Here is a 25,525-nt window from a genome sequence, read left to right as displayed (position 1 = left end):
TTTATTCATGGTGCCTCATAAAATTGATGAGGTTGTTATTAACGAGAGTGACTGAGCTGAGAGCCATTGCCACAGTGCAATAGCATTCAGGACTCCGAAATAGAAAAGGCGACCCTGAGGTCGCCTTTTTACTTTCCGGATGGAGAGCCTTACAGCTGCTCGATGCCGGCGATGTGCCAGGGAGCATTGTCCTTGGCCAGGTTACGCTCGAGGTGCCACACCTCTTTGATGTCTTCCTCGACGTTCTCCTGACGGTCCATGTAGCGACCGCTGAAGCGCACGCTGACCTGGGCCCAGTCGCTGCCGTAGTCGGCGCGCACCAGCTGGGTGTCCACGTACATCACTTCGGTATGCTGCTCGCCGGTCAGTTCGGCACGTTCGGCCTTGAGGTTTTCGAACAGCTCGGGGCTCACGTACTCGCGTACCTTCTCCAGATCGTTCTTGTTCCAGGCCTCTTGCAGGGTGCGATAGTGATCGCGGGCACCGGACAGGAAACCATTCATGTCAAAGCCCGGGGGCAGACGGAACGGCACGTCACTGTCGGCAAAGCCGGTTGCCTGCGGGGCGCTGTTGCTCTGCTCGAACTGCTGCGGGGCCTGGGGAGGCTGATAGCCCGCATAGGCAGCCTGTGGCTGGGCCGTCGCCGCCTTGTTCTTGCGCATGGCACGGAACAGGAAGACGGCACCCAGGGCCAGCATAGCGATCAGCAGCATATCCATGCCCTGCAGACCTTCAAATGCACCGCTACCCAGCAGATAGGCGAACAGGCCGCCAGCCAGCAGGCCGCCGAGCAGGCCACCCATCATGCCGCTCTTCTTGGGCGCCGCAGCCAGAGTCGGGTTTTTGCCGTTCACTGGTGCTGCGTTCGGAGCCGGTTGCGCCGGCGCCGTCTTGTAGCTCTTGCCAAAGGATTTGCCGCCGCCAAATTTCTTGGCTTCGGCGATGGGTGCCCCGAGGCCTATGGCCAGGATCACGGCAAACAGGGTCAGCATCTTTTTCATTTTGACTCTTTCACTCTCATGTGGATGGGGGCATGCTCTGCTTGTGCGAGGCGCATGGCAGGCTGCCAATCCCTTTTTGTGGTGCAGCTTGCGACTATGATTAACATGTTTGGCATGAATTATTCATGAACAGATTGCCCCTTCCCGGGGCGCTCAGCGGAGAATAACCATGAAAAATAGACGACCGAGTAGAACGGTACGCAGACAGCGCAACAAGGCGAGAGCCAAGGTGCAGGATCAGACCCTGATCTGGCCCTTTATCGTGGTGTGAGGAGGTACAACCTCATACCCAGGTGCAGTGATGGCAACCCATGGGAGGACGGTTGCGCCAGAGTGACGTTAATAGGGCGCATTAGCGCTCGCGATGACGGGGTTTCTTTTGTAAAATTCCCGTCCCCTTCCCGCTGCGGTTTTTATGTGTATGGCAGAGCAAGTGACGGCGAAAAAAGACGCCAAGACACAACAGCTGAAAGTTCCCCCCCACTCCTTTGAGGCCGAGCAGTCCGTACTGGGCGGCCTGATGCTGGATAACGATGCCTGGGATCGGGTGGCCGAGCGGGTGATCGACAAGGATTTCTACAGCCGTCCCCACCGCCTCATCTTCCAGGCCATGACCCGCCTCACCAACGCGGGTAACCCAATCGATCTCATCACCCTGCAGGAAGAGCTGGAGCGCTCCGAGCAGCTGGAAGAGTCGGGAGGTTTTGCCTATCTGGTGGAGATCGCCAAGAACACCCCGAGCGCTGCCAACATCAACGCCTACGCCGAAATCGTGCGCGAGCGGGCGGTGGTGCGGGAGATGATTAGCGTAGCCAACGAGATAGTCGAGGCAGGTTACGAGCCCCAAGGCCGCACCTCAGGCGATCTGCTGGATTTGGCCGAGAGCAAGGTGTTCCAGATTGCCGAGCAGCGCACCAGCGCCAACGAGGGGCCGCAGCCCCTTAAGCTCATTCTGGAGCAGACGGTCGACAAGATTGAAGAGCTGTTCAAGACCCCCCACAACGGGGTGACCGGGGTCTCCAGCGGTTACGGGGATCTGGACAAGATGACCGCCGGTCTGCAGCGCTCGGACCTCATTATCGTCGCGGCCCGTCCCTCCATGGGCAAGACCACCTTTGCCATGAACCTGTGCGAGCACGCGGCGCTCACCGCCGACAAGCCGGTGCTGATCTTCTCCCTCGAGATGCCCTCCGAGCAGATCATCATGCGTATGCTCGCCTCAGTCGGGCGCATCGATCAGACCAAGGTGCGGACCGGTCAGCTCGACGACGAGGATTGGGCGCGGCTCTCCTCCACCATGGGGTTGTTGCTCGAGAAGGGCAAGATGTACATAGACGACGCCTCGGGTTTGACACCGACCGACGTGCGCTCCCGTGCGCGCCGCATCGCTCGTGAGCACGGGGGTCTGTCCATGATCATGATCGACTACCTGCAGCTGATGCGGGTGCCGTCACTGTCTGACAACCGAACCCTGGAGATCGGTGAAATCTCCCGCTCCCTCAAGGCGTTGGCGAAAGAGTTGCAGTGCCCGGTGGTGGCGCTCTCCCAGTTGAACCGAAGCCTGGAGCAGCGTGCCGACAAGCGCCCAGTCAACTCGGATCTGCGGGAATCCGGCTCCATTGAGCAGGATGCGGATTTGATCATGTTCATCTACCGCGACGAGGTCTATCACGACGACAGCCCCGACAAGGGCATCGCCGAGATCATCATCGGCAAGCAGCGTAACGGCCCCATAGGAAGAATACGACTCACCTTCCAGGGTCAGTTCTCCCGGTTCGACAACTACGCCGGCCCGGCCTTTGACGATGACTACTAAGCCGGAGCGAATCGCTCCCAACTGACAACACAGAGTTTTCCCGGTTCGACAATTATGCCGGTCCGGCCTTAGACGATGACAATTAAGGGCTGACACCCCCCGGTGCCTGGCGCATTCATGCGCCATCATGCCCTCGTAAGGGAAAACAGATGAAAGCGGCTATTGCCCAAATCGATACCCAGGCCCTGCGCCACAACCTCGCCGTGGTCAAACGCCACGCTCCTTCCTGCAAGATCATCGCCGTGGTCAAGGCCAACGCCTATGGTCATGGTCTGCTGCCGGTCGCCCGCACCCTGGTGGACGCGGATGCCTATGCGGTTGCCCGCATCGAGGAGGCGCTGATGCTGCGCTCCTGCGCCGTGGTCAAACCCATAGTGCTGCTGGAAGGCTTCTTCTCGAGCGCAGACTTGCCCGTGCTAGCGGCCAACAACCTGCAGACCGCTGTGCACACCTGGGAGCAGCTCGAAGCCCTGGAGCAGGCGGAGCTGCCGGCCCCCGTGGTAGCCTGGCTCAAGCTCGATACCGGCATGCACCGACTCGGGGTGCGGGCTGACGAGATGCCCGCCTTCATCGATCGCCTCGGCAAGTGCAAGAACGTGGTACAGCCGTTCAATATCATGACCCACTTCAGTCGCTCCGATGAGCTGGAGCAACCGACCACCCGCGAGCAGATCGACTTGTTCAGCCGTTTGACCGCGTCCCTTGCGGGCGAGCGGGCCATGGCGAACTCGGCAGGCATCCTGGCCTGGCCGGACTCTCACTGCGACTGGGTGCGCCCCGGCGTCATCCTCTACGGCGTCTCTCCCTTCCCGGGTACTGTGGCGGCGGATTACGACCTGAAACCCGTGATGACCCTCAAGACCCAGCTGATCGCGGTGCGGGATCACAAGGCCGGTGAGCCGGTGGGCTACGGCGCGAACTGGGTATCGGAGCGCGATACCCGGCTCGGGGTCATCGCCATCGGCTACGGCGACGGCTATCCCAGGATGGCACCCAACGGCACCTCAGTGCTGGTCAATGGTCGCATAGTGCCCCTGGTGGGCCGGGTCTCCATGGACATGACCACGGTAGACTTGGGCCCGGGTGCCACCGACAAGGCCGGTGACGAGGCCGTGCTCTGGGGCGAAGGCCTGCCGGTGGAGCGGGTGGCCGAGGAGATAGGCACCATTCCCTACGAGCTGATCACCAAGCTGACCTCCAGAGTCTTTATGGAGTATGTGTAACTCTTTGACCTGGGATGAGTTGTCGAGGAGATAGGTGCCATTTTTCCCTATGAGCTGATCACCAAGCTCACCTCCCGGGTGCTTATGGAGTACTTTTAGCCCCCTCATCCCCAACCCTTCTCCTGCGAGGGGAGAGGGAGCAAGAGAGTAACGACAGCAGTTCTCTCTTCTCTGGGAGAACTATGAAGAATAAAAAAGGCCGCCCTTATCGAGGCGGCCTTTTTTGTTCTACTGTGATCGCATTGAGAACATAAAAAGCCCCGCATCGGCGGGGCTTGAGTCTCTATCACTATGTGGCGCTTAGCCTATGGTCATCAGGCTGGCGTTGCCACCGGCGGCGGCGGTGTTGACCGAGAGGGCATGCTCGATCAGTAGGCGCTCCAGCGGGATGTCGGTCTCGCCGCGGTGCAGGCCGTGCACACCGACGATGGCGCCAGGACGGGCGGCGGCCAGCTTGCTCACCTCGCTCAGCTGATCCGAGTCGCCGTGGTGCAGCAGGGCATCGAAACCGATGTCGCCATTGGCCCAGTCAGTCACCAGCTGGATGCGGCCCCGCGCCTCGGCCGGCAGGCTCGCCTGCAGAGTGCGGTTCTGGGCATTGTCCTGCCACAGCACCTCTGTCCCGACCGCCAGACAGGCTGCCAGCTGCGCCAGCAGATCCGCTTTATCTTCGGCCAGACAAAGAACCCGCTCCCGTGGCAGCAGGCTGTAAGTGTTGCGCTCACCGGTAGGGCCGACCAGCACCTGGGTCAGGCCACTCTGGGCCAGCTCGCCATACTGGTCGCACAGTGCTACCAGGGCTTTCTCCTGCTTGGCTGCCCAGTTGCGCAGCGCCTGCAGGGCTGGCTTGGTTGCCTCGCTACGCTGGGTGGCACCCGGCTCCTGACGCAGCTGGCTGGCCACCGCATCCTGCGGGCGAGTGGCCAGCAGGCGATACATGTAGAGCGGGCCGCCCGCCTTGGGACCGGTACCGGAGAGGCCTTCGCCACCGAAGGGTTGCACCCCGACCACGGCACCGACGATGTTGCGGTTCACGTAGAGGTTGCCGACCTTGGCGGTGTTCACCACCTGGGCGATGGTCTCGTCGATCCGGGTGTGCACACCCAGGGTCAGGCCGTAGCCGCTGTCGTTGATCTGGCCCAGCAGCTCGCCGAGCTTGGCGCGCGGGTAGCGCACCAGGTGCAGCACGGGGCCGAACACTTCGCGACCGAGCTCATCCAGGCTGTCGAGCTCGATGAGCGTCGGCAGCACGAAGGTGCCGCGGCTGTAATCGGCACCTTGTGCCCGGGCAATCTGATGCACCTTGCGACCCTTGTTGGTCATGGCCTTGATGTGCTGCTCGATGTTGGCCTTGGCCTCGGCGTCGATCACCGGACCGATATCGGTGGAGAGGTGCTCGGGGTTGCCGACCTTGTACTCGGCCATGGCGCCCTTGAGCATGCGGATCACGCGATCCGCCACGTCTTCCTGCACGCACAGCACCCGCAGGGCGGAGCAGCGCTGGCCGGCGCTGTCGAACGCGGAGGAGATGACATCCATCACCACCTGTTCGGTCAGGGCGGAGGAGTCGACGATCATGGCGTTCTGACCGCCGGTCTCGGCGATGAGGGGAATGGTGCGGCCCTGGGCGTCGAGGCGACCGGCCAGGTTGCGAGAGATGATGCCCGCCACCTCGGTGGAGCCGGTGAACATGACACCGCGCACCCGCTCGTCGGCAATCAGCGCCGCACCCACGGTTTCACCGCGGCCCGGCAGCAGTTGTACCGCACCGGCCGGCACACCGGCTTCCAGCAGGATGCGCACCGCTTGGGCTGCGATGAGCGGGGTCTGCTCGGCGGGTTTGGCCAGCACAGTATTGCCGGCGGCGAGCGCCGCGCACACCTGGCCGCTAAAGATGGCCAGCGGGAAGTTCCAGGGGCTGATGCAGACCACGGGGCCGAGCGGCCTGTGGCTGTCGTTGGCGAAATGATTGCGGGCCTGGGCGGCGTAGTAGCGCAGGAAGTCCACCGCCTCGCGTACCTCGGCGATGGCGTTGCTGAAGGTCTTGCCGGACTCGCGCACCAGCAGGCCCATCAGGGGTTGCAGCTCGGATTCCATCAGCTCGGCGGCTCTGTCCAACACGGCGGCACGCTCGGCGGGCGGGGTCGATTGCCAGATCTGGCCGCTGGCGAGGGCGCAGGTCAGTGCACCGTCGACCAGCTCAGGAGTGGCTTCGCTCACCTGACCAACGATGTCGCGGTGATCCGCCGGGTTGACCACATTCTGGAACTCGGTCGGCGCTGATATATCCATGCCCAGCATGGGCAGCGCCTGGTAGCGGGTATTGGTGCTGCCGAGCAGGGCGGCGGAGAGGGACCCCAGGCGGTGTTCGTTGGCGAGATCCAGCCCTTCGGAGTTCGGACGGGCATCGCCGTACAGATCCCGCGGCAGGGGAATGCGCGGGTGCGGCAGACCCAGGGTGCCTTCGCGGGCGGCCATCTGCTCGATCTGCTGCACCGGATCCTGCACCAGATCCGCCAGGGAAATGTTGTTGTCCGCGATGCGGTTGACGAAGGAGGTGTTGGCCCCGTTCTCCAGCAGGCGGCGCACCAGGTAGGCGAGCAGAGTCTCGTGGCTGCCGACCGGCGCATAGATGCGGCAGGGGCGGCCCAGCTTTCCGTCGGCGACCTTGCCGACCACCTGTTCGTACAGCGGCTCACCCATGCCGTGCAGGCACTGGAACTCGTACTGGCCAGGGTAGTAGTTCTGACCGGCGAGCTGATAGATGGCCGACAGCGAATGGGCGTTGTGGGTGGCGAACTGCGGGTAGATGGCTTCCGGCACCGCCAGCAGCTTGCGGGCGCAGGCCAGATAAGAGAGGTCGGTATAGGGCTTGCGGGTATAGACGGGGTAGCCTTCCAGACCGTCTTGCTGGGCGCGTTTGATCTCGCTGTCCCAGTAGGCGCCCTTCACCAGCCGGATCATCAGGCGGTGACGGCTGCGCTTGGCCAAGTCGATGACGTAGTCAATCGCATAGGGGCAGCGCTTCTGATAGGCCTGGATGACGAAGCCGATGCCATTCCAATCGGCGAGGCTCGGATCGAAGCAGAGCCGCTCCAGCAGATCCAGCGAGATCTCCAAGCGGTCGGCTTCCTCGGCGTCGATGTTGATGCCGATGTCGTACTGCTTGGCGAGCTGGGTCAGGGAGAGCAGGGTGGGGTAGAGCTCCTCCATCACCCGATCGTACTGGGCACGGCTGTAGCGCGGGTGCAGGGCGGAGAGCTTGATGGAGATGCCCGGGCCCTCGTAGATGCCGCGGCCGTGGGAGGCCTTGCCGATGGCGTGGATGGCCTGCTCGTAGGAGGCGAGATAACGCTTGGCGTCCTCTTCGGTCAGGGCCGCTTCCCCCAGCATGTCGTAGGAGTAACGGAAGCCCTTGCTCTCGGTGCTGCCGGCGTTGGCCAGCGCCTCGGCAATGGTCTCGCCGGTGACGAACTGCTCACCCATCAGCCGCATGGCCATGTCGACGCCCTTGCGGATCAGCGGCTCACCGCCCTTGCCGATCAGGCCCTTGAGGGAGGTGTTGAGACCGGCCTCGTTATGGGTGGCCACCAGCTTGCCGGTGATGAGCAGGCCCCAGGAGGCAGCGTTGACAAACAGGGAGGTGCTGTTGCCCAGATGCTGGCTCCAGTTGCCACCGCTTATCTTGTCGCGGATGAGGGCATCGCGGGTCGCCTTGTCCGGGATGCGCAGCAGCGCCTCCGCCAGACACATCAGGGCCACCCCTTCCTGGGAGGAGAGGGAGAATTCCTGCAGCAGCCCCTGCACCAGGCCCTGACGGCCACTGGCACCCTTCTGATTGCGCAGCTTCTCGGCGATGCTCAAGGCGAGCTTCTGGGTCGCCTCGGCCTTGTCTTTGGGCAGGCGCGCCTGCTCCAGCAGCATGGGCACGGCCTCGGTCTCGGGACGGCGATAGGCGGAGGTGATGGCGGCGCGCAGCACGGATTGCGGCAGGATACTCTCGGCGAATTCGAGGAAGACCTGGATGCCCTGCTCGGTCAGCGTCTCCAGCGGCTCTTCGCCCGCGGCGGCGGCCAGACCGGACTGTTCGGTCGGGGTCAGGCCAGACTCCAGCTGTTCCAGATAGGTGAAGATCGCCTGCTTGATCAGCCAGTGGGGGGTGCGGTCTATGGTCTGGGCAGCCTGCTTGAGTCGGTCGCGGGTTGCTTCGTCGAGTTTAACGCCAAGGGTGGTGGTGGCCATGGGACTTCCTGTGTCGGTACGGTAGAGATATTACGGAACGGTTAAATTTCGATGATGATGGTGCAACCAGGTGCAACCTTCAAGTTAGAATTTTTAATCATTGTGCTACATGGTTGCATTTGAGCTCTTTCATCAGGTCTGTGTTGTGGCGAGGCTTTGGACGGATTTCATATTTTTTACTGTAAGATTAATAGGTTAATGACCTGTCTCGTGAATGTTGAACGAGGCGCAACCCGGCGCATCCACGTTGCTCTTTTTTGGCGGCGATCAGAGGGATCTTGGCAGGGGCCGCCTTCTTGCTGGCGCGACAGGTCAGGCCGCTCGATCATCGGGGGCGGGTTTCACTCGTTGAATGGCGATCCTTTTCGGATCCAAATTACCCCTCTTTGTGCGCCGCATCGATACGACGCCAGCAGCCGACTCTTCTATGCTGATAGCTGGCCTTTGGGCCACCCCATCAATGACAAGGAGAACGTTATGGCACGGGTCAGTACCTACCTCAATTTTGCCCGGGAGACGGAAGCCGCCTTCCTGTTTTACCGGGAGGTGTTTGGCGGCGACTTCAATGGTCCCATCCACCGCTTCAAGGACTCCCCTGGCTGTCCGGGTCAGGATCCGATTTCCCCGGTAGATGGGGAGCTGGTGATGCATGTGGAGCTCGCCATTCTCGGCGGCCATGTGTTGATGGGCACGGATGCTCCGGCCAGCATGGGGTTCACCCTGGTGCAGGGCAACAACAGCTACCTCAATCTGGAGCCGGACAGCCGCGCCGAGACCGATCGGCTGTTTGCGGCGCTGAGCAAGGGCGGCAAGGTGGAGATGGCGCTGCAGGAGATGTTCTGGGGCGACTACTTCGGATCCTTGGTGGATAAGTTCGGTACCCACTGGATGTTCAACTGTCAAAGCAAAACATAACTGCGTGTTTGTCATGATAAAGGGCGCCATGGCGCCCTTTTTATCTATTTACTCTTCCCATGGCCTTATTTGCTGCGACCGACCATCTCGGCGGGCACCACCCAGGCATCGAACTGCTCGGCACTGAGATACCCCGAGGCGATGGCCGCCTCCCGCAGACCGAGGCCGGCACTGTGGGCATGCTTGGCTATCTCGGCCGCCTTGTCATAGCCGATGTGGGGGTTGAGCGCCGTCACCAGCATCAGGGAGCGGGCCAGCAGATCGTCGATCCGATCCCGGTTCGGGCTGATGCCAATGGCGCAGTGATCGTGGAAGCTCTGCATGCCGTCGGCCAGCAGCCGCACGCTCTGCAGGAAGTTGTAGGCCATCATCGGCCTGAACACGTTGAGCTCGAAGTTGCCGCTGGCGCCGCCGATATTGATGGCCACGTCGTTACCCATCACCTGGGCGCAGAGCATGGTGAGCGCCTCGCTCTGGGTCGGGTTGACCTTGCCCGGCATGATGGAGGAGCCGGGTTCGTTCTCGGGGATGATGAGTTCGCCAAGCCCGCTGCGGGGGCCGCTGGCCAGCCAGCGTACGTCGTTGGCGATCTTCATCAGGCTGGCGGCGAGCGTCTTGAGGGCGCCGTGGGCATGCACCAGGGCGTCGCTCGCCGCCAGTGCCTCGAACTTGTTGGGGGCGCTGACCAGCGGCAGGCCCGTCTGCTCGGCGAGGGTGCTGGCCACCGCCTCGGCGAAGCCGGGGGGACAGTTCAGGCCGGTGCCGACCGCGGTGCCGCCCAGTGCCAACTCATACAGGTGGGGCAGGGCGGCGCGCAGATGGCGCTCCCCTTGCTCGAGCTGAGCGACCCAGCCGGAGAACTCCTGACCCAGGGTGAGGGGGGTGGCGTCTTGCAGGTGAGTGCGGCCAATCTTGACGATGTCATCGAAGGCGAGTGCCTTGCTGGCCAGGGTGCTTCTCAGGGTGATGAGGGCCGGCAGCAGGCGCTGGGTGATGCTGATGGCGGCCGCCAGGTTCATGGCACTGGGGAAGACATCATTGCTGGACTGGCTCTTGTTCACCTCGTCGTTGGGGTGGACCAGCCGCTCTTCGCCCCGGGCGCCGCCGAGCAGCTCGCTTGCCCGGTTCGCCAGTACCTCGTTGAGGTTCATGTTGGTCTGGGTGCCGGAGCCAGTCTGCCAGACCATCAGCGGAAACTCATCCTCATGCTGGCCGCGCAGCACCTCGTCGGCCGCCGTCATGATGGCCTGGGCCTTGCGTGCGGCGAGCAGCCCCAGATCGTGGTTGACCCTGGCACAGGCGGATTTGATGTGAGCGAGGGCATGGATGATCTCCTGCGGCTGGCGTTCGCCGGAGATATTGAAATGGTGCAGGGAGCGCTGGGTCTGGGCGCCCCAAAGCTGATTGGCCGGTACTGCTATCTCCCCCAGACTGTCTCGTTCCATCCTGATGTTCATCTGTGCTCTCCTGCCGATTGGGTGTTCCCTAGCATGACCATAAACGGCGGCCGAGGCCAGTTTGCATAAACCTGTATTCAATATATAATAAGTAAAGCTTACTATATGGATTGGCTACTATGTATAAACAACCGGATACCCTCGGATTCCTGATCGGCGACGTGCAACGCCAGATGCGTCGCCAGTTCCAGAAGCAGCTGGAAGGCAGCTGCCTGACCCTGGCCCAGGCGCGTGTGCTGGTCCACATCGCCCGCAGCGAGGGGATCCGTCAGGTGGAGCTGGCCGAGCGGCTGGACATCCAGCCCATCACCCTGGCGCGTCAGCTCGATCAGCTGGCCGAGAACGGCCTGGTGGAGCGGCGCAGTGATCCCCACGACAGACGAGCCTATCAGCTCTATCTGACTGAAGTGGCAGAGCCCTATCTTGCGAAGATCAAGCAAGCCTCCGAAGTGGTGCATCAACACGCCATCGGTGAGCTGGGGGAGGCGGCGACCCGCTCCCTTTGTGATGCTCTCAAGACCCTGCGTGACAATCTTTCTAACTATTAATTTTATTTTTATCAGCATTAAATGCGGAGCGTTTCTATGAATACCGAATCTCCCTCTCCCCAAAAGCCGGTGACCAACCGCCGCCGGACCCGCCTGCTGTTGCTGGTGGTCGTGCCGGCGCTGGCCCTGCTCGGCGTCGGTGCCATCTATATGCTGGGCGGCCGTTATGTCGAGACCGACAACGCCTACGTGAAGGCCGACAAGGTGCCCATCAGTACCGAGGTGCTGGGCCGGGTGGCCAAGGTGTACGTCGGCGAAAATGCCCAGGTCAAGGCCGGCCAGCCGATGTTCGAGCTGGATCCCGAGTCCTTCCATGTGGCGGTCGCCAAGGCCGAGGCAGAACTCGCCAAGGCTCGCACCGATCTGGTGGCGCTGCAGACCAGTTATCGCGGCCAGCAGGCCGAGATCGACGTGGCCCGTACCCGTCATGCCTATGCCCTGAAAGAAGAGCGTCGTCAGGCGGATCTGGTGGCCAAGCACTTCACCTCCACCGCCAACTACGATGACGCGCGTCAGCTCACCATCCAGACCGCCCAGCAGCAAGTGGCACTGGAAGAGGGGCTCAAGAAGATCGAGGCCTCCCTCAGCGGCAACGTGAACCTGCCGGTCGAGCAGCAGCCCGCCTATCAGGAAGCCGCCGCCGGTCTGGCCAAGGCCAAACTGGATCTGGCGCGTACCACCGTCTACGCCCCAGCCAACGGCATCGCCAGTCAGCTGCCCAAGCCGGGCCAGTACATGATTGTGGGGATGACTGCCATGATGCTGGTGGAGACCGATACGCCCTGGGTTGAGGCGAACTTCACCGAGACCGAGCTGACCCATGTCCAGCCGGGTCAGACGGTCAATATCAGTGTGGATACCTACCCGGACGCACACTGGACCGGGGTGGTCGAGAGCCTGAGTCCGGCGACCGGTTCCGAGTTCTCGGTGATCCCGGCCCAGAACGCCACCGGCAACTGGGTCAAGATCGCCCAGCGCGTCACGGTGCGGATCCGACTGCAAGAGGTGGCCGATCAGCCTGCGCTGCGTGCGGGCCTGAGTGCCACTGCCGAAATCGATACCGGCCATCAGCGCAATCTGCTGGGCTGGTCACTCCGAGGTTGATATGACGACTTCAGGCACAGAGGAGGCCGACCAAGGCTCCCGTCGCGTCTTCATCACCCTGTCGGTGATGTTGGCCACCATCATGCAGGCGCTGGATACCACCATCGCCAACGTGGCCCTGCCCCATATGCAGGGCGCCATGGGCGCGACCCAGGACCAGATCTCCTGGGTGCTCACCTCCTACATAGTGGCGGCGGCCATCTTCATGCCGCTGACCGGTTTCATCTCATCCCGCATCGGTAGAAAGCGCCTGTTCATGTGGTCGGTGGCGGGTTTCACCGTCGCCTCCATGTTGTGTGGGGCGGCCCAGAGCCTGGAGCAGATAGTGCTGTTCCGTCTGCTGCAGGGGATCTTCGGTGCCAGTCTGGTGCCGCTCTCCCAGGCGGTGCTGCTCGATACCTATCCGCCGGAGAAACACGGCTCCGCCATGGCGATGTGGGGCATAGGGGTCATGGTTGGCCCCATCCTCGGGCCGTCGCTGGGTGGCTGGCTCACCGAGTACTACAACTGGCGCTGGGTGTTCTACATCAACCTGCCGTTCGGTCTGTTGGCCTGGTTCGGGCTCGCCGCCTTCATCGAGGAGACCAAGCTCGATGCCAGTCGCCGCTTCGACTTGCTGGGCTTTGCCCTGCTCAGTATCGGCATAGGGGCGCTGCAGATGGCGCTGGACAGGGGGGAATCCCAGAACTGGTTCTCCAGCCGGGAGATAGTGGTCGAAACCATCATGATGGTGATGGCCTTCTACCTGTTCGTGGTGCACATCTTCACCCACCCCCATCCCTACATAGAGCCGGCCCTGTTCAAGGACCGCAACTTCAGCGTCGGGCTGGTGTTCATCTTCATCGTCGGCATCATCTTGCTGGCGACCATGACGTTGCTGCCGCCCTTCATGCAGGGGTTGATGGGGTATCCGGTTATCGATGTGGGCTACCTGCTGGCACCGCGCGGGGTCGGCACCATGTTCGCCATGATGCTGGTCGGCCGGCTGTCGGGTCGGGTGGATGTCCGTTATCTGATCCTGCTTGGGTTGCTGCTCACCAGCTTCTCCATGTGGGAGATGACGCTGTTCAACACCGACATCAGCAGTTGGGACATAGTGCGCACCGGCATAGTGCAGGGGCTGGGGCTCGGCTTCATCTTCGTGCCCTTGTCGACCATCACCTTCGCGACCCTGGCACCGCGTTTTCGTAACGAGGGGACGGCGTTGTTCAGCCTGGTGCGCAACATCGGCAGCAGCATCGGCATCTCTGTGGTGATCACCTATCTGGCTCAGCGCACCCAGATGAACCACGAGGCGTTTGCCTCCTACATCAATCCCTTCAATACCGGCTTGCAACAGGGGATGGGGGTGGCGGCACTGATGGCGCCCAAGGGGCTCGCCATGCTCAACGGCGAGGTGACCCGTCAGGCCAGCCTGCTCGCCTACCTGCAGGACTTCCGGCTGATGATGTGGGTCAGTCTGTGCGCCATCCCACTGGTGTTGCTGCTCAAGGCTCCCAAGCGGGGTGGCAACAAGGAGGAGATGGCGATCCTGGAGTAAGGCTCAGGCCATCCTCTGCCGAGGGGACGGCCTAACGAGCAGGCTTGGATAAAAGAGTTGGACAACGAAAGAGGGATGGCCTGAGCCATCCCTCTTTTTTTGTGCGCAGTGGCTGGGCTGGTTCAAGGCCGCATCAGCACTTGGGGGCGAAGGGGGTCAGCCCGGCCAGCGGAGTGGCATCCATAAACTCCTGGGGCGTCTCGCCGTGCTTGAAGATCTTGAAGCCCTCGCCGCGGGCGCTCCAGTACTCGATGGTCTCGCTGCTGCTCTCACCGCTAATCTGCAGCAGACTGGCCTCGCGCAGGGCCACCACGTGCTCGCTCGGGTTGATGGCGCAGAACTCGGCGAGGCGCTCGTCCCGGGTCTCCCCCATGTGACCGCTGATGCTGGCATCCAGATAGTGGGGGTTGATCTGCTGCGGGAAGAGGCCGAGGGCCGGCAACACGGCGGCGTTGCACACCGGCATGTCGTTGGTGGTGCGAATGCTCGGGGTTGCCACGTTGCAGCCGGCGCTCCAGCCCACATAGGGCACGCCACGTTCACGCACGGCGCGCTGGATGGGCACGACCAGACCATATTCGTGCAGCAGCTGGTTCAGGCGCCAGGTGTTGCCACCGCTGATGAAGATGGCATCGGCCTGATTGATGGCCGCCACTGGGTCATCGAACTGGTGAATGCTGATGGCTTCGACCCCCAGGCTCTCGCCGAGCTCATTGGCGCGGGCATCCCAGTCGCTGCGGATCACCGCATAGGGGATGAGCAGGATGCGCTTGACCTGTTTGCGGGCGAGCAGGCTCTGCACCCGATCCCGGGCCCAGCCGAGCAGGCCCGGGTGTTCGCTGGCTTTACCATTGCTCAGAAGAAGCAGTTCCATAATGACTCCTAGATATCGAAAGGCGCAGGGTCAACTGACCCTGAGAAAGGCAGGAGGGCACCATACCCCCATAGCGCCGCCAAGTGTGTGATCTCATCGCGTTTTGTGTCCGGCGGCCGACGGAGTGCCCATTTTTTGGCCGGATGGCTCCCCGTTATCAGGGCGCCGAATGGACGTCTGCATAGAGCAGCATCAGCTCGGCCAGGGAGTCGACCTCGAGCCGCCGCATCAGGCTGGCGCGGCACACCTCGACGGTGCGCACCGAGATGCAGAGCGCCTGCGCTATCTGCTGGTTCTTGTGGCCCAGGGCGATGAGCTGCAACAGCTGGTGCTCGCGGGGGGTGAGGCGACGGTAGGCACGCTGGTGCTCAAGGTGGGTCGCCGTCGCTTGCGTGGCCTGCCAGGCCCGCTCGATGGCACTTAGCAGGGGGGCGAGTTGCACCGGTTTTTGCAGGAAGTCGACCGCCCCCTGTTTCAAGGATTCCACCGCCAGGGGCACGTCCCCGTGGCCGGTGAGAAAGAGGATGGCGATGGGGCTCTGTGCCTCCTTCAGCCGCTGCTGCAGCTCTGGGCCCGACAGCCCGGGCATGCGGCAATCCAGGATCAGGCAGGCGGGCTGATGGAGCGCCACCTCGGCGAGGAAGCGCTCCCCATCGTCAAAGCAGCTGAGCGCCAGATCGCAGCTCTCCAGCATGAAGCCAAGGGAGTCGAGCACGGCCCTGTCGTCGTCGACCAGATAGAGGGGAAGCTGGGGGGGGCTCGGCATATCAGTTCCTCGAGGGGTGGGAGGCATCGGCCTCCGGTGGCGTGACGGGGAGCTCGACCCGGGCGAGGCAGCCTCGGGGCTGGGCGTCCCTCAGGCTGAAGTGGCCGCGGTGAAACTCCACCACGTCCCGGCAGATGGCGAGGCCGAGCCCCATGCCATCGGCCTTGCTGCTGTAAAACGCCTGCCGCAGCTGGGCCTGGGAGGCCGTGAGGCCGGGGCCGTTGTCCTGCACCTCCAGCCGCAACCGATCCGGCTCGAAGGCGATTCGCAGCTCGACCCTGGGGGCATCCGTTGATTGGGCGCCGGCCTGCGCCGCGCTCTCGGCGCCATTCTTGACGAGGTTCACCAGCAGTTGCTCCACTCCGGTGCCATCCAGCAGGAGATGGCGTGGCTGGCCCTGCCAGCGGAGGATCAGCTCGACACCGAGCGGTGCCAGCATCTGCTCCAGCAGCGGCGTCAGCCGCGCCATCAGCGCCACCAGATCCGTGGGCTCCGGGCTGCGGGGCCGCTTCTGCCAGCGGGATCGCAGCCGCCCTATGGTCTGGCTGATGCGCTCTACCTGCTGGCCTATCTGCTCCAGGGCCAGGGTCAGGGCCGGATCCTGTGCCGCCTGCTCCCGCTTGGCGATGCGCCGCAGGGCGCCCTGGCTGTAGCCGGCGATGGCGGTCAGGGGCTGGTTGATCTCGTGGGCCATGTTGGCGCCGAGCTCGCCAAGCTCCGCGAGGCGTCGGGCCTGCTCGAGCTGGCGCGCCTGCTCATCGAGCCGGTGGCGGGCCTTGAGCAGTCGCCGCTGGCTGCGGTTGAACAGATGTTGCAGCAGCAGGTGGTGGCCGCCGAGCAGCGCCAGCAGCAGCAGGGCACCCCAGCCCCACTCTTGATGCTGGCGCAGCCAGTGCCAAGCTTCCTGCCACCAGGGGCTCTGCAGGGGGTGGCGATCCAGCTCCTTGAGCAGGCGATCGATGGCGAGGGGGCTGGTGGGCACAGTCCAGCCCGCCGAGTCGGCGGCCCGGGCAACCTCGCTGTCCGGGGGCAGGGCGAACAGGGCGCGGGTGACCGCCATCGCCAGTGCGGGGGAGACCCGCTCCGTGCTCGCGAGAGACCAGTTCGGGTAGAGCCGGGTCGAGCTCTGGCAACCGAGGCTGGTGACGGCCTGCTGGTCGAGCACCCGAAAATCCGCATAGGCAATCTTGCCCTCTTGGACCATGCGTTCGAGCTGGCAGACCGGCACTATGGCGGCGGCCACCGCCTTGCTTTGCAGCTGGGAGATCAGTCTATCCAGTGGGAATCCGGTGAAGTTTATCGCTGAAAAGAAGTCATCTATCCGCACACCTTGCTGATAGGCCTCGAAACGGTAGGCGAGATAACCACCGAAGGCCTCCTGAGATACGGCGGCGACCGCCTCTCCCTTGAGATCCCGCCAGCCCTGGAAGGGGGCGTCGGCGCGCACCACCAGAGCGGCGCCGATGGCGAGGTTGTCACCCCCATCCGGGCTCCTCAGGGTCGCGAGCCAGGCGAGGGGATACTGGCGTGACAGGCTGACCAGCTGACCTGGGTTGGTGATGACAAAGTCGATCCGTTCATCGGCGACGGCTTCGGCCAGCCCGTCGAGCTCCAGCGGCACCAGAGCGAAGTGCTGACCCGGCACCCTCTGCTCCAGCCAGCCCATCAGCGGTTGCCACTGCTGCCGGGCGAGGGGGAGGCCGCGAGTCGCCAACACGCCGACTCGCACCGGCTCTGCTTGGGCAGATACGGGCACGGGCTGGCTCGGCTCGGACGCAGCCAAAGCGGGCAGGGCCATCAGCCAGAGCAGCAGGCCGGACAGCAGCCAGCTCAGCCGCCGGAACCGGAATGATGGCAAGGGTTGGAGGAACAGGGGCGCGAACATAGGCGGCCAGTCTATCACCGGGAGGGGTATCAGGGCCCGGCTTGACCCCCTGTCGGGTGTGCAATGGGGGGCCCGTCACAGTTCGGCCAGAGGCCCGCCGCTTTTCTTGCGCTGGATCAAGGGGGCCCCCGCTATGTGGAAAACCACAATAGAGACGGATTTTTCTGCCGGGGACAATGGCTCATCCCCACGCTTGCCCCCTGGGCAAGCCAGCAGAAGGAAGAGTCCATGGAGCCCAGCAAGCGCCGATTGTTATCCGGCATTGCCGCCATCACCGCCGGGGCGGCCCTGATCCCCGTCGCTCAAGCCCGGAGCCCGCGCCATGCCCCAGGTGCCCGTCCAGCCATAGGCCGGGGCGATCCCGGCAAGCGTTACGGCATGCTGATCGACTTGCGCCGCTGCGTCGGCTGTCAGGCCTGCACCGTCGCCTGCACCATCGAGAACCAGCCCCCCCTCGGCCAGTTTCGCACCACGGTCAGCCAGTACGAGGTGAGCGAGGTGGCGGCCCTGGAGGCCCCTGCGTCCCTCTTCATGCTGCCGAGGCTCTGCAACCACTGCGCCGAGCCCGCCTGCCTCGACGTCTGCCCCACCGGCGCCACCTTCCAGCGGGACGACGGCATCGTCGTGGTCAACAACGACTGGTGCGTCGCCTGCGGCTACTGCATGCAGGCCTGCCCCTACGACGCCCGCTTCATCAACCACGAGACCCACGCCGCCGACAAGTGCACCTTCTGCGCCCACCGGCTGGAGGCGGGGCTCCTGCCAGCCTGCGTGGAGAGTTGCGTCGGTGAGGCGCGCATCATTGGCGACTTGAACGATCCCGAGAGCCAGATAAGCCGCCTGCTGCGCGAGCACGAGCCGGCCCTCAAGGTGCTCAAGCCCGAGGCCCATACCCAGCCGAGGGTCTTCTATCTCGGCATGGACGAGGCCTTCGTCAGCAAGATCGACGGCAACCCGGCCCTGCGCACCCTGCTGACCGACGATGGCAAGGAGATAGCCCATGACCATTAACGAACTGCTGGCCCCGGATCAGCCCATCACCTGGCTGCCCTGGGCGGTGCAATATTTCTTCCTGATTGGCCTCGCCTACGGCGCCCTCTGGCTCGGCGCTGCCGATCAGTGGCGCAAGGCACCGGACAAGCGGCTGCAGACCCTGGCGGCTGTGCTGATGATGGGGGCAGGGGTGGTGGCCCCCATCGCCCTGACGGCGGATCTGCACCAGCCAGCCCGGGCCTGGCACTTCTACGCCCAGACCCGCTTCAGCTCCATCATGTGGTACGGCGCCTATCTGCTGCCGCTGTTCAGCCTGCTCTCCATGCTGCTGGGCTGGTCGCTGCTCAGGCCAGCCCTGGCCAGCCGCGGCCAAGGGGATGACGCCATGGCCCGCCTCGCCCGGCTGCTCTGTCTGGGCACCTGGTCGGGGCAAGTTTGGCTCAAGCCGCTCTCCCTGCTGGCGGTTTTAAGCGGGCTCAGCATCGCCCTCTACACGGGGTTGGAGACCATGGTGGTGGCGGCGCGCCCGCTCTGGCACACGCCCTGGCTGCCCTGGTTGCTGGTCATCAGCGCCCTGCTGGGAGCCCAGAGCGCCCTGCTGCTGCTCAACCGAGTGCTGGCGGGCTGGCGTGAGAAGACAGAGTCGACCCTGTTGCGCCAGAGCCGCTGGACCCTCGCCTTGCTCGCCCTCTCCCTGCTGGGCTGGGCCCTATTTGGGGGCGCCTCGGCGGCGGAGGCGAGTGCGCTCTACCGGCTCGATCCCAGCTGGCAACTGGCGGCCCGCTGGCTGCTGCTGACCCTCTGCCTGCTCGGTGCCCTGATGCTGGTGGGGAGGGTAGCCCGCCGCGCGCAGCCCTGGCGGCTGTGGGGGCTGGCGCTGCTCTCCCTGCACCTGGTGTGGGGGCTGCGCTGGCTGGTACTGATCCAGGGGCAGCTCGCCCCCAAATACGGGGCCGGCGTCTATCTCTACCAGATAGCCTGGGGCCCAGAGGGGGTGCTCGGCATCCTCGGCACCTTCGGCCTGCTGCTGGCCCTGCTGGTGGCGCTCAGTGAGCTGGTGCTCACCCCTTATCCCCATCCCAACACAGACGAGGCACGCTAGATGGATCACAGCAAACGCAAGTTTCTCAAGGGCGCCGCCATCGCCGGGGGCACAGGGCTCTTCGTGGCCGGTTACAGCGACACCATTAGGCAGGTGGTGAACGGCGTGGCTACCGGCAGCGCCGGCAAGCCGACCCGGGATCCCATCCACGGCAACTCGCTCCCGGTGGAATACCATATCGATGCGCAGGGGGAGCTGCACCCCAACCCGGCCCAGCGCCTCGCCAACACCATGTGCCTCGGCTGCTGGACCCTGTGCGGGGTGCGGGCCCGCATCGACAACGAGAGCGACAAGATAGTGCGGATCCTCGGCAACCCCTATCACCCGCTCTCCGCCCGCCACCACATCGACTTCAAGACGCCGATCAAGCAGGCATTGCTCGGCACCAGCGGTTATCAGGAAGGTGGGTTGGAGGGTCGCTCCACCGCCTGCGCCCGGGGCAACGCCATGCTCGAGCAGCTCGACAGCCCGCACAGAGTCACCCGCTGCCTCAAGCGGGTGGGGCCGCGCGGCAGCGGCCGCTGGCAGAGCATTCCGTTTGAGCAGTTGGTGCAAGAGGTGGTGGAGGGGGGCAATCTGTTCGGCGAGGGCCAGATCGAGGGGTTGAGGGCCATACGCAACCTCGCGGAGCCGCTGGATCCCATGAACCCGGAATACGGCCCCAGGGCGAACCAGCTGCTGGTGAGCAACGCCTCGGACGAGGGTCGGGATCACTTCATCAAGCGCTTCACCTTCAACGGCTTCGGCACCCGCAACTTTGCGAACCACGGCGCCTACTGCGGCCTGTCGTTCCGGGTCGGGGCCGGCGCCCTGCTGGACGATCTGGAGAAAAATGCCCACCTCAAGCCCGATTGGGACGAGAGCGACTTCCTGCTGTTTATGGGCACCTCACCCCAGCAGTCCGGCAACCCCTTCAAGCGTCAGTCCCGCCAGCTGGCGGCGAACCGGGCGCGGGAGGGCAAGCCGTTCTCCTACGTGGTGGTGGCACCGAGTTTGCCCAATACTGTGAACATGCCCTCCGCCCCCGCCAACCGTTGGCTGCCCATCAGGCCCGCCACGGATTCCGCCCTGGCCCTGGCCATGCTGCGCTGGATCATCGACAACCGGCGCTACGCCGAGTCCTTCCTGGCAGCGCCCAATGCCGAGGCCGCCGAGCGGGCCGGTTATCGCGGTTTCAGCAATGCCAGCCATCTGGTGGTCAGCGACCAATCCCACCCGCGTTTCGGCCAGATGCTGCGCTCAAGCGATCTCGGGCTGCCCTTTGAGGAGGAGGCCCATGGGGAAGGGGATGCCGTGCTGGTGGCCGATGCGGGCAGTGGAGCCCTGTTGCCCGCCGGCCAGTGCGAGCGGGCCAGCCTCTGGGTCGATCGCCGCATCACAGTTCCAAGTGGCGAGCTGGCGGTCAAGAGCAGCTTCCAGCTGCTGGCCGAATCGTGCCGGGAGCACACCCTGGAGCAGTACAGCGCCGAGTGCGCCGTGCCGGTGAACGACATCGTCGAGCTGGCGCGGGAGTTCACCAGCCACGGCACCCGGGCGGCGGTGGTCTCCCACGGCGGCACCATGAGTGCCAACGGCTTCTATTCGGCCTGGGCCATCATGATGCTCAACGCCATGATAGGTAACCTCAACGCCCGGGGGGGCGCCGTGGCGAGCGGCGGCAAGTTCGATCCCTTCGGCGCAGGACCGCGCTACGATCTGGCGAGCTTCCCTGGCATGGTCAAACCCGCAGGGGTCTTCCTTTCCCGATCCAAGTTCCCTTACGAGAAGACCTCGGAATATCGCCGCAAGCGGGAGGCGGGGCAGAACCCCTATCCGGCGCGAGAGCCCTGGTTCCCCATCTCGGGCCCCTTGCTCGGCGAGCACCTGACCGCGGCGGTGAACGGCTATCCCTACCGGCTCAAGGCCTGGATCAACCACATGGGCAACCCCCTCTACGGTCAGGCCGGACTCGCCAAGGCCATAGGCGAGCAGTTGAAAGACCCGAGCGTGTTGCCGCTCTTTATCAGCATCGACAGCTTCATCAACGAATCCTCGGCGCTGTCGGATTACCTAGTGCCAGACACCCTCACCTACGAGTCCTGGGGCTGGGCCACCGCCTGGCACGGGGTCATGACCAAAGTCTCCACCGGCCGCTGGCCGGTGGTGGAGCCTCGCGTCGCCAAGACCGCCTCGGGGGATCCCGTCTGCATGGAGTCCTTCCTTATCGCGGTGGCCAAGCGCCTCGGCCTGCCGGGCTTTGGGGAGGGGGCGGTCAAGGGGGCAGATGGCAAGCTGCACGGCTTGAACAAGGCGGCGGACTTCTCCCTCTATGGCGCGGCGAACGTCGCCTATCTGGGCCAACCGGTGCCCGCCATAGGGCCAGAGGACCTCGCCTGGTCCGGGGTGGAGCGCATCATGCCGGTGCTGAACGCCACCCTGAGCCCGGAGGAGGCGGGCCGCGCCGCCTACCTCTTCGCCCGGGGCGGGCGCTTCGAGCCGGTGGTCAAGGGGCGCGATGAGGCCGGTCAGCCGAGCAAGCGCTGGCCCAAGCCATTGATGCTGTGGAACCCCGAGGTGGGCAGCCGTCGTCACAGCCAGAGCGGCCAGTTCCTGAGTGGCACCCCGCGCTTCTTCCGCCCCCAGCTGGCGGATGGTACGCCGCTCAACGAGGCGTTCAAGCCGGCCCAATGGCCCCTGCTGCTCACCAGCTACAAGTCTCACACCATGAGCTCCATGAGCATCGGTTCGGATCGCCTGCGCCAGGTGAACCCCAGCAACCGGGTGCGGCTCAACTCAGAGACGGCGGCGCGCTTAGGCATAGAGAGCGGGGACAGGGTGCGGGTCAGCACCCCGGATGGCAGCCTGATCGGGGTGGCCGAGTGCGTGGCCGGGGTGCAAACGGATGCCATCGCCATCGAGCACGGCTTCGGTCACAAGGAGCTGGGGGTGCGGGCGCACTGGGTCGATGGCAAGGAGGTGGCGGCGAGCCCCTTGCGCGGGGCCGGGGTCAACCTCAACGATCTGGCGGTGCTGGATCCGAGCCGTCACGGTCGCTACCCCCTGGTGGACTGGGCCATCGGCTCCTCGGCGCGCCAGGGCCTGCCGGCCAGGGTCGACAAGCTGGTGTAGCGCCAGAGACAAAAAAGCGGGGCCACTATGGCCCCGCTTTTCATTGGGTGATCTTTGGGATCACTTGTCCAGTTCGAAGTCCACCCACACCAGGCGGTGATCCGAACTCACCCCCTTGGCGATACCGAGCTTGGCGTCATACACCAGGTGGTAGCCGGGCTCGAAGCTGGCGGGCCAGAACACCCCCGAGGCCACCGCATTGAGGTTGGCGGAGGGGATCAGGTGATCGAGCTGCAGGCCGCTGCTGCTGGTGATGCGCTCAGGGGTCGGCCTGTTGTTGTTGCGCTTGCACTGATCCGGTTGGCTGGCGAGGCACTCGGGGCCCCCCTGGCTCACCGGGATCAGGGCGCCGTTGGTGACCGCCTGATTGACCAGCACATGGTTGTGCAAGTCCTGGATGGCACTCAGATCCCCGTCGCCGAGTTGGGGATCGGCGTTGAGATCCCCGGCGATGACGAAGCGAGCGCCCGCGGGCAGACCACCGGCCTTGCCCGCGTCATCCACCATGTAACTGGCGGCTTCCACATAGTCCTGCCAGAAGGCGACCTCGGCCCTGTTGTGCTTGACGTTGTGGCGCGCCGCGTTGCCGAAGATGGGCGGGGTCGGATGGGAGATGAGGAAGTGGATCACCTCTTCCCCCTTGGCGGTCTTGACCAGCACCGGCACATCCGCGTGGTTTTTGGAGGAGAGCGGGAACTGGGCCCAGGCCGCGGCGTCATACCAGGGCTGGCCACACTGGCGGCCGGCCGGGATCGGCGCCTTGGGGTTGTTGCAGTCGTCGATGACGGGGTTGGTTTCGCCCGGCATGTCCTTCCACTTGAAGTGCTGGAAGGTGCGGATCCCCTTGGTGTCGATGGGATATTTCGACATCACGGCGAAGGCGTACTGGCCGTGGTAGTTGCCAAAGCCCCAGGCGTCGTCCGGCCCGCTGTTGACCTTGCCGTCCAGGTTGAGATCCTGGCCGCTCATCAGACCTGTGTTGGTGGCAAAGTTCTGCATCACCGGGTAGCTGATGACCTGCACATCGGCGTGTTGCGGGTGGGCCAGGTAGTTGCTGTTGAACGCCTGCAGATCGGCGCTGCTCTCCCCCTTGCCGTCGTTGTCGAACTCGTTCAGCAGGAAGACATCCGGGCGGGTACGCTGGATGATTTCGGCGATATTGCGGATCTGCTGTACGTCTTTCGCGCGGGTGATCTCGGCCTGGCTTAGGCTGCCGTCACCGGCCTGATAGCGGGTCAGCAGGGCATCCTGGGCGGCTCTGTCTAGCACCAGCTCGGCGCTCAGCATGCCGGCGGCGGTGCGGTCGAAGGAGAGGTTGAAGGTAGCGAAGCGAACCATGGGGGTCGGGGTCTCTGAGTCGTTTTGGCTGTTACAGCCTGCCAGCATTCCGAGGGAAATGGCAGCGGCGACCAGGGTTTTGTTGATGTTTTTCATTGTAATATTCCGTAGCATCAAGATGTTATGCCTCTGTAGGGTCAAGTGAGGCGCGGACATTATAGGGATGTCGGTCACAAGAGGGGCTCTGAATGGGCCAAACTGTGTGTCCATTCACAAAGTGCCGTGAAAAACGCCATAAAAAGTGTCGTTAAAAAGGACGCCAAGAGTCGGAATCTGAGGTCAGCCAGGCTGCAGTAGTCAATCCTGCTGTGAATGAACCTGGGTCTGAATCTATTCACCATAGCATTGGGAGGGAGGCGGGATGAGTCGGCAGCAAACGGCCCTGGTGGTCGAGGGGGGCGCCATGCGCGGCATCTTCGCCGCCGGGGTGCTGGATGCCTTTTTGGCGAAGGGGAAGACGGCGTTCGATCACTGCATCGGGGTGTCGGCGGGGGCGGTCAACCTGGCGGCCTATCTGGCCGGTCAGCAGGGGCGCAACCACAGGGTCATCACCGATTACTCCTGTCGCCCCGAGTTCATCAGCCTGGCCAAGTTCCTGCGCGGTGGCCACTGGCTCGATCTCGACTGGCTGTGGGAGATCACCATCCGCGAGATCAGGCTGGATCTCGCGCACTTTGCCGAGAGTAGGGTGCCGCTGACCGTGGTCACTACCCGGGTCTCGGACGGTCAGGCCGCCTATCTCAGGGGGAGTGCAGAGGCGCTGGAGCAGCAGATCAAGGCCTCCTGCTCGGTGCCGCTCGCCTATCGCGACTTCGTGAGCATCGGGGGGGAGGCCATGACGGACGGCGGGGTGGCGGACTCCATTCCGGTGCGCCACGCCTATGAGCAGGGGGCGCGGGAGATCACTGTGGTGCTGTCCCGGCCGCTCGGCTATCGCAAGAGGGCGCCCAGATTGCCGGCCCTACACCGCCACCTGCTGCGCCGCACCCCGGCGTTGGCCGAGGCGAGCCTGGTGCGTCATCGCAGCTACAACGATGCCATCGACTTTATCCGCCAGCCGCCGGCGGATTGCCGCATCCGGGTCATAGTGCCCCCCGCGGGCTTTCGGGTCGGCCGCATGACCACGGACAGAGACAGGCTGGAGCAGGGTTATCAAATGGGCTGGCAGGCGGGATTGGCCTATCTGGCCGAGACAGGATCGGCCAGCCAGGGAGCCGAGACAGAGCGGGGACGCTAAGCCTTAGTTGGCCGCCAGACGCAGGGCATGATTCTTCGGGTGAATGTCGGCATCACGAACAGGCACAGCATGGATGGACTGCGCCAGCCAATCCCAGTCCAGTAGCGGGGTGCCGGCCTTGAAGCGCTGATAGGCCTGCCCCTGTTGCACTGTCAGGAACAGGGTCGCCGGCAGGCCGAGCCGATTGAGGTAGCGCACCATGACCTCACCCCGGTAGGTGCAGAGGCGCTGCTGCAGCTCGGACAGGGTCAGTCCGTACTCCTTGCCCGTTTCATCCCAGATTTCAAACATGAGAGGTCGCTCCTTGCGATGAGGAGTCCACTGTTTCTAAAAAACCGGGGGAGGGCAATTGTCAGATTTGACAGTGCCAAATGGA

Annotated in this window: 18 protein-coding genes; 10 read left to right on the top strand and 8 right to left on the bottom strand. The window is 64.0% G+C overall.

From position 1 onward, the window contains the following. Positions 1 to 149: 149 nt before the first annotated feature. Positions 150 to 1,001, bottom strand: a complete 852-nt coding sequence (locus BN1137_RS07825; protein WP_050718061.1) for a Tim44 domain-containing protein — start codon at positions 999 to 1,001, stop codon at positions 150 to 152. A 421-nt stretch (positions 1,002 to 1,422) separates the two neighbouring features. On the opposite strand from BN1137_RS07825, the gene dnaB reads away from it, so the two are divergent. Both dnaB and alr read left to right on the top strand, forming a co-directional pair. Then, positions 1,423 to 2,817: a replicative DNA helicase gene (gene dnaB, locus BN1137_RS07820; protein ID WP_050718060.1), complete on the top strand. Its 1,395-nt coding sequence runs from the start codon at positions 1,423 to 1,425 to the stop codon at positions 2,815 to 2,817. A gap of 149 nt (positions 2,818 to 2,966) precedes the next feature. Then, positions 2,967 to 4,040 carry an alanine racemase gene (alr, locus tag BN1137_RS07815; protein WP_050718059.1) on the top strand — a complete coding sequence of 358 codons (1,074 nt, stop codon included), beginning with the start codon at positions 2,967 to 2,969 and terminating at the stop codon, positions 4,038 to 4,040. A 300-nt stretch (positions 4,041 to 4,340) separates the two neighbouring features. On the opposite strand, the gene putA is transcribed toward alr, so the two are convergent. Next, a complete protein-coding gene (gene putA, locus BN1137_RS07810) occupies positions 4,341 to 8,282 on the bottom strand; it encodes a trifunctional transcriptional regulator/proline dehydrogenase/L-glutamate gamma-semialdehyde dehydrogenase (protein ID WP_050718058.1) in 3,942 nt (1,313 codons plus the stop codon). A 477-nt stretch (positions 8,283 to 8,759) separates the two neighbouring features. Between putA and BN1137_RS07805 the strand changes: the two genes are divergently transcribed. Further along, positions 8,760 to 9,197: a VOC family protein gene (locus BN1137_RS07805; protein ID WP_050718057.1), complete on the top strand. Its 438-nt coding sequence runs from the start codon at positions 8,760 to 8,762 to the stop codon at positions 9,195 to 9,197. 65 nt (positions 9,198 to 9,262) lie between these two features. Here the strand turns inward: BN1137_RS07805 and fumC are convergent, their stop codons facing one another. Further along, positions 9,263 to 10,654 carry a class II fumarate hydratase gene (gene fumC, locus BN1137_RS07800; RefSeq protein WP_050718056.1) on the bottom strand — a complete coding sequence of 464 codons (1,392 nt, stop codon included), beginning with the start codon at positions 10,652 to 10,654 and terminating at the stop codon, positions 9,263 to 9,265. A 119-nt stretch (positions 10,655 to 10,773) separates the two neighbouring features. Between fumC and BN1137_RS07795 the strand changes: the two genes are divergently transcribed. Genes BN1137_RS07795 through BN1137_RS07785 form a run of 3 tightly spaced genes read left to right on the top strand, consistent with a single transcriptional unit; the run spans position 10,774 to position 13,846 of the window. Continuing rightward, positions 10,774 to 11,202 (top strand): MarR family winged helix-turn-helix transcriptional regulator, encoded by a 429-nt coding sequence (locus tag BN1137_RS07795; RefSeq protein WP_050718055.1) that lies wholly within the window; start codon positions 10,774 to 10,776, stop codon positions 11,200 to 11,202. A 36-nt stretch (positions 11,203 to 11,238) separates the two neighbouring features. Further along, positions 11,239 to 12,306: an HlyD family secretion protein gene (locus BN1137_RS07790; protein ID WP_083443402.1), complete on the top strand. Its 1,068-nt coding sequence runs from the start codon at positions 11,239 to 11,241 to the stop codon at positions 12,304 to 12,306. A gap of 1 nt (position 12,307) precedes the next feature. Then, the gene (locus tag BN1137_RS07785) at positions 12,308 to 13,846 is read left to right on the top strand and encodes a DHA2 family efflux MFS transporter permease subunit (protein ID WP_050718053.1); all 1,539 of its coding nucleotides are present in this window, start codon (positions 12,308 to 12,310) and stop codon (positions 13,844 to 13,846) included. Between the two features lie 133 nt (positions 13,847 to 13,979). On the opposite strand, the gene pepE is transcribed toward BN1137_RS07785, so the two are convergent. From pepE to BN1137_RS07770, 3 genes are all read right to left on the bottom strand, one after another. Next, positions 13,980 to 14,720 (bottom strand): dipeptidase PepE, encoded by a 741-nt coding sequence (gene pepE / locus BN1137_RS07780; protein WP_050718052.1) that lies wholly within the window; start codon positions 14,718 to 14,720, stop codon positions 13,980 to 13,982. A 157-nt stretch (positions 14,721 to 14,877) separates the two neighbouring features. Continuing rightward, the gene (locus BN1137_RS07775) at positions 14,878 to 15,486 is read right to left on the bottom strand and encodes a response regulator transcription factor (RefSeq protein ID WP_050718051.1); all 609 of its coding nucleotides are present in this window, start codon (positions 15,484 to 15,486) and stop codon (positions 14,878 to 14,880) included. A 1-nt stretch (position 15,487) separates the two neighbouring features. Then, a complete protein-coding gene (locus BN1137_RS07770) occupies positions 15,488 to 17,371 on the bottom strand; it encodes a sensor histidine kinase (RefSeq protein ID WP_083443401.1) in 1,884 nt (627 codons plus the stop codon). 228 nt (positions 17,372 to 17,599) lie between these two features. Here BN1137_RS07770 and dsrO point away from each other — a divergent pair, with 228 nt between their 5' ends. Genes dsrO through BN1137_RS07755 form a run of 3 tightly spaced genes read left to right on the top strand, consistent with a single transcriptional unit; the run spans position 17,600 to position 22,574 of the window. Then, positions 17,600 to 18,382 (top strand): sulfate reduction electron transfer complex DsrMKJOP subunit DsrO, encoded by a 783-nt coding sequence (dsrO, locus tag BN1137_RS07765; protein ID WP_050718050.1) that lies wholly within the window; start codon positions 17,600 to 17,602, stop codon positions 18,380 to 18,382. Beyond that, positions 18,372 to 19,466, top strand: a complete 1,095-nt coding sequence (gene nrfD, locus BN1137_RS07760) for an NrfD/PsrC family molybdoenzyme membrane anchor subunit (RefSeq protein ID WP_050718049.1) — start codon at positions 18,372 to 18,374, stop codon at positions 19,464 to 19,466. Before dsrO ends, nrfD begins: the two co-directional genes overlap by 11 nt. Continuing rightward, complete coding sequence (locus tag BN1137_RS07755) at positions 19,467 to 22,574, top strand: tetrathionate reductase subunit A (protein ID WP_050718048.1); 3,108 nt, start codon at positions 19,467 to 19,469, stop codon at positions 22,572 to 22,574. Positions 22,575 to 22,634: 60 nt separating this feature from the next. Here BN1137_RS07755 and BN1137_RS07750 read toward each other — a convergent pair whose 3' ends face one another. After that, the gene (locus tag BN1137_RS07750) at positions 22,635 to 24,008 is read right to left on the bottom strand and encodes an endonuclease/exonuclease/phosphatase family protein (protein ID WP_050718047.1); all 1,374 of its coding nucleotides are present in this window, start codon (positions 24,006 to 24,008) and stop codon (positions 22,635 to 22,637) included. 265 nt (positions 24,009 to 24,273) lie between these two features. Here BN1137_RS07750 and BN1137_RS07745 point away from each other — a divergent pair, with 265 nt between their 5' ends. Then, on the top strand, positions 24,274 to 25,149 hold the full coding sequence (locus BN1137_RS07745) for a patatin-like phospholipase family protein (RefSeq protein ID WP_050718046.1): 876 nt from the start codon (positions 24,274 to 24,276) through the stop codon (positions 25,147 to 25,149). Positions 25,150 to 25,152: 3 nt separating this feature from the next. On the opposite strand, the gene BN1137_RS07740 is transcribed toward BN1137_RS07745, so the two are convergent. Next, positions 25,153 to 25,440 (bottom strand): hypothetical protein, encoded by a 288-nt coding sequence (locus tag BN1137_RS07740; RefSeq protein WP_050718045.1) that lies wholly within the window; start codon positions 25,438 to 25,440, stop codon positions 25,153 to 25,155. Positions 25,441 to 25,525 lie beyond the last annotated feature (85 nt).

It is taken from the genome of Aeromonas tecta, from assembly GCF_000820185.1.
Classification (GTDB): domain Bacteria; phylum Pseudomonadota; class Gammaproteobacteria; order Enterobacterales; family Aeromonadaceae; genus Aeromonas; species Aeromonas tecta.
The sequence above is the reverse complement of the archived record's forward strand: the minus strand, read 5'-3'. Positions and strand labels throughout refer to the sequence as shown.

What these genes read in the sequence shown, in the direction of transcription:
- BN1137_RS07825 (WP_050718061.1), bottom strand. Translation starts at nt 1,001, where the DNA reads ATGAAAAAGATGCTGACCCTGTTTGCCGTGATCCTGGCCATAGGCCTC.
- dnaB (WP_050718060.1), top strand. Translation starts at nt 1,423, where the DNA reads ATGGCAGAGCAAGTGACGGCGAAAAAAGACGCCAAGACACAACAGCTG.
- alr (WP_050718059.1), top strand. Translation starts at nt 2,967, where the DNA reads ATGAAAGCGGCTATTGCCCAAATCGATACCCAGGCCCTGCGCCACAAC.
- putA (WP_050718058.1), bottom strand. Translation starts at nt 8,282, where the DNA reads ATGGCCACCACCACCCTTGGCGTTAAACTCGACGAAGCAACCCGCGAC.
- BN1137_RS07805 (WP_050718057.1), top strand. Translation starts at nt 8,760, where the DNA reads ATGGCACGGGTCAGTACCTACCTCAATTTTGCCCGGGAGACGGAAGCC.
- fumC (WP_050718056.1), bottom strand. Translation starts at nt 10,654, where the DNA reads ATGAACATCAGGATGGAACGAGACAGTCTGGGGGAGATAGCAGTACCG.
- BN1137_RS07795 (WP_050718055.1), top strand. Translation starts at nt 10,774, where the DNA reads ATGTATAAACAACCGGATACCCTCGGATTCCTGATCGGCGACGTGCAA.
- BN1137_RS07790 (WP_083443402.1), top strand. Translation starts at nt 11,239, where the DNA reads ATGAATACCGAATCTCCCTCTCCCCAAAAGCCGGTGACCAACCGCCGC.
- BN1137_RS07785 (WP_050718053.1), top strand. Translation starts at nt 12,308, where the DNA reads ATGACGACTTCAGGCACAGAGGAGGCCGACCAAGGCTCCCGTCGCGTC.
- pepE (WP_050718052.1), bottom strand. Translation starts at nt 14,720, where the DNA reads ATGGAACTGCTTCTTCTGAGCAATGGTAAAGCCAGCGAACACCCGGGC.
- BN1137_RS07775 (WP_050718051.1), bottom strand. Translation starts at nt 15,486, where the DNA reads ATGCCGAGCCCCCCCCAGCTTCCCCTCTATCTGGTCGACGACGACAGG.
- BN1137_RS07770 (WP_083443401.1), bottom strand. Translation starts at nt 17,371, where the DNA reads ATGTTCGCGCCCCTGTTCCTCCAACCCTTGCCATCATTCCGGTTCCGG.
- dsrO (WP_050718050.1), top strand. Translation starts at nt 17,600, where the DNA reads ATGGAGCCCAGCAAGCGCCGATTGTTATCCGGCATTGCCGCCATCACC.
- nrfD (WP_050718049.1), top strand. Translation starts at nt 18,372, where the DNA reads ATGACCATTAACGAACTGCTGGCCCCGGATCAGCCCATCACCTGGCTG.
- BN1137_RS07755 (WP_050718048.1), top strand. Translation starts at nt 19,467, where the DNA reads ATGGATCACAGCAAACGCAAGTTTCTCAAGGGCGCCGCCATCGCCGGG.
- BN1137_RS07750 (WP_050718047.1), bottom strand. Translation starts at nt 24,008, where the DNA reads ATGAAAAACATCAACAAAACCCTGGTCGCCGCTGCCATTTCCCTCGGA.
- BN1137_RS07745 (WP_050718046.1), top strand. Translation starts at nt 24,274, where the DNA reads ATGAGTCGGCAGCAAACGGCCCTGGTGGTCGAGGGGGGCGCCATGCGC.
- BN1137_RS07740 (WP_050718045.1), bottom strand. Translation starts at nt 25,440, where the DNA reads ATGTTTGAAATCTGGGATGAAACGGGCAAGGAGTACGGACTGACCCTG.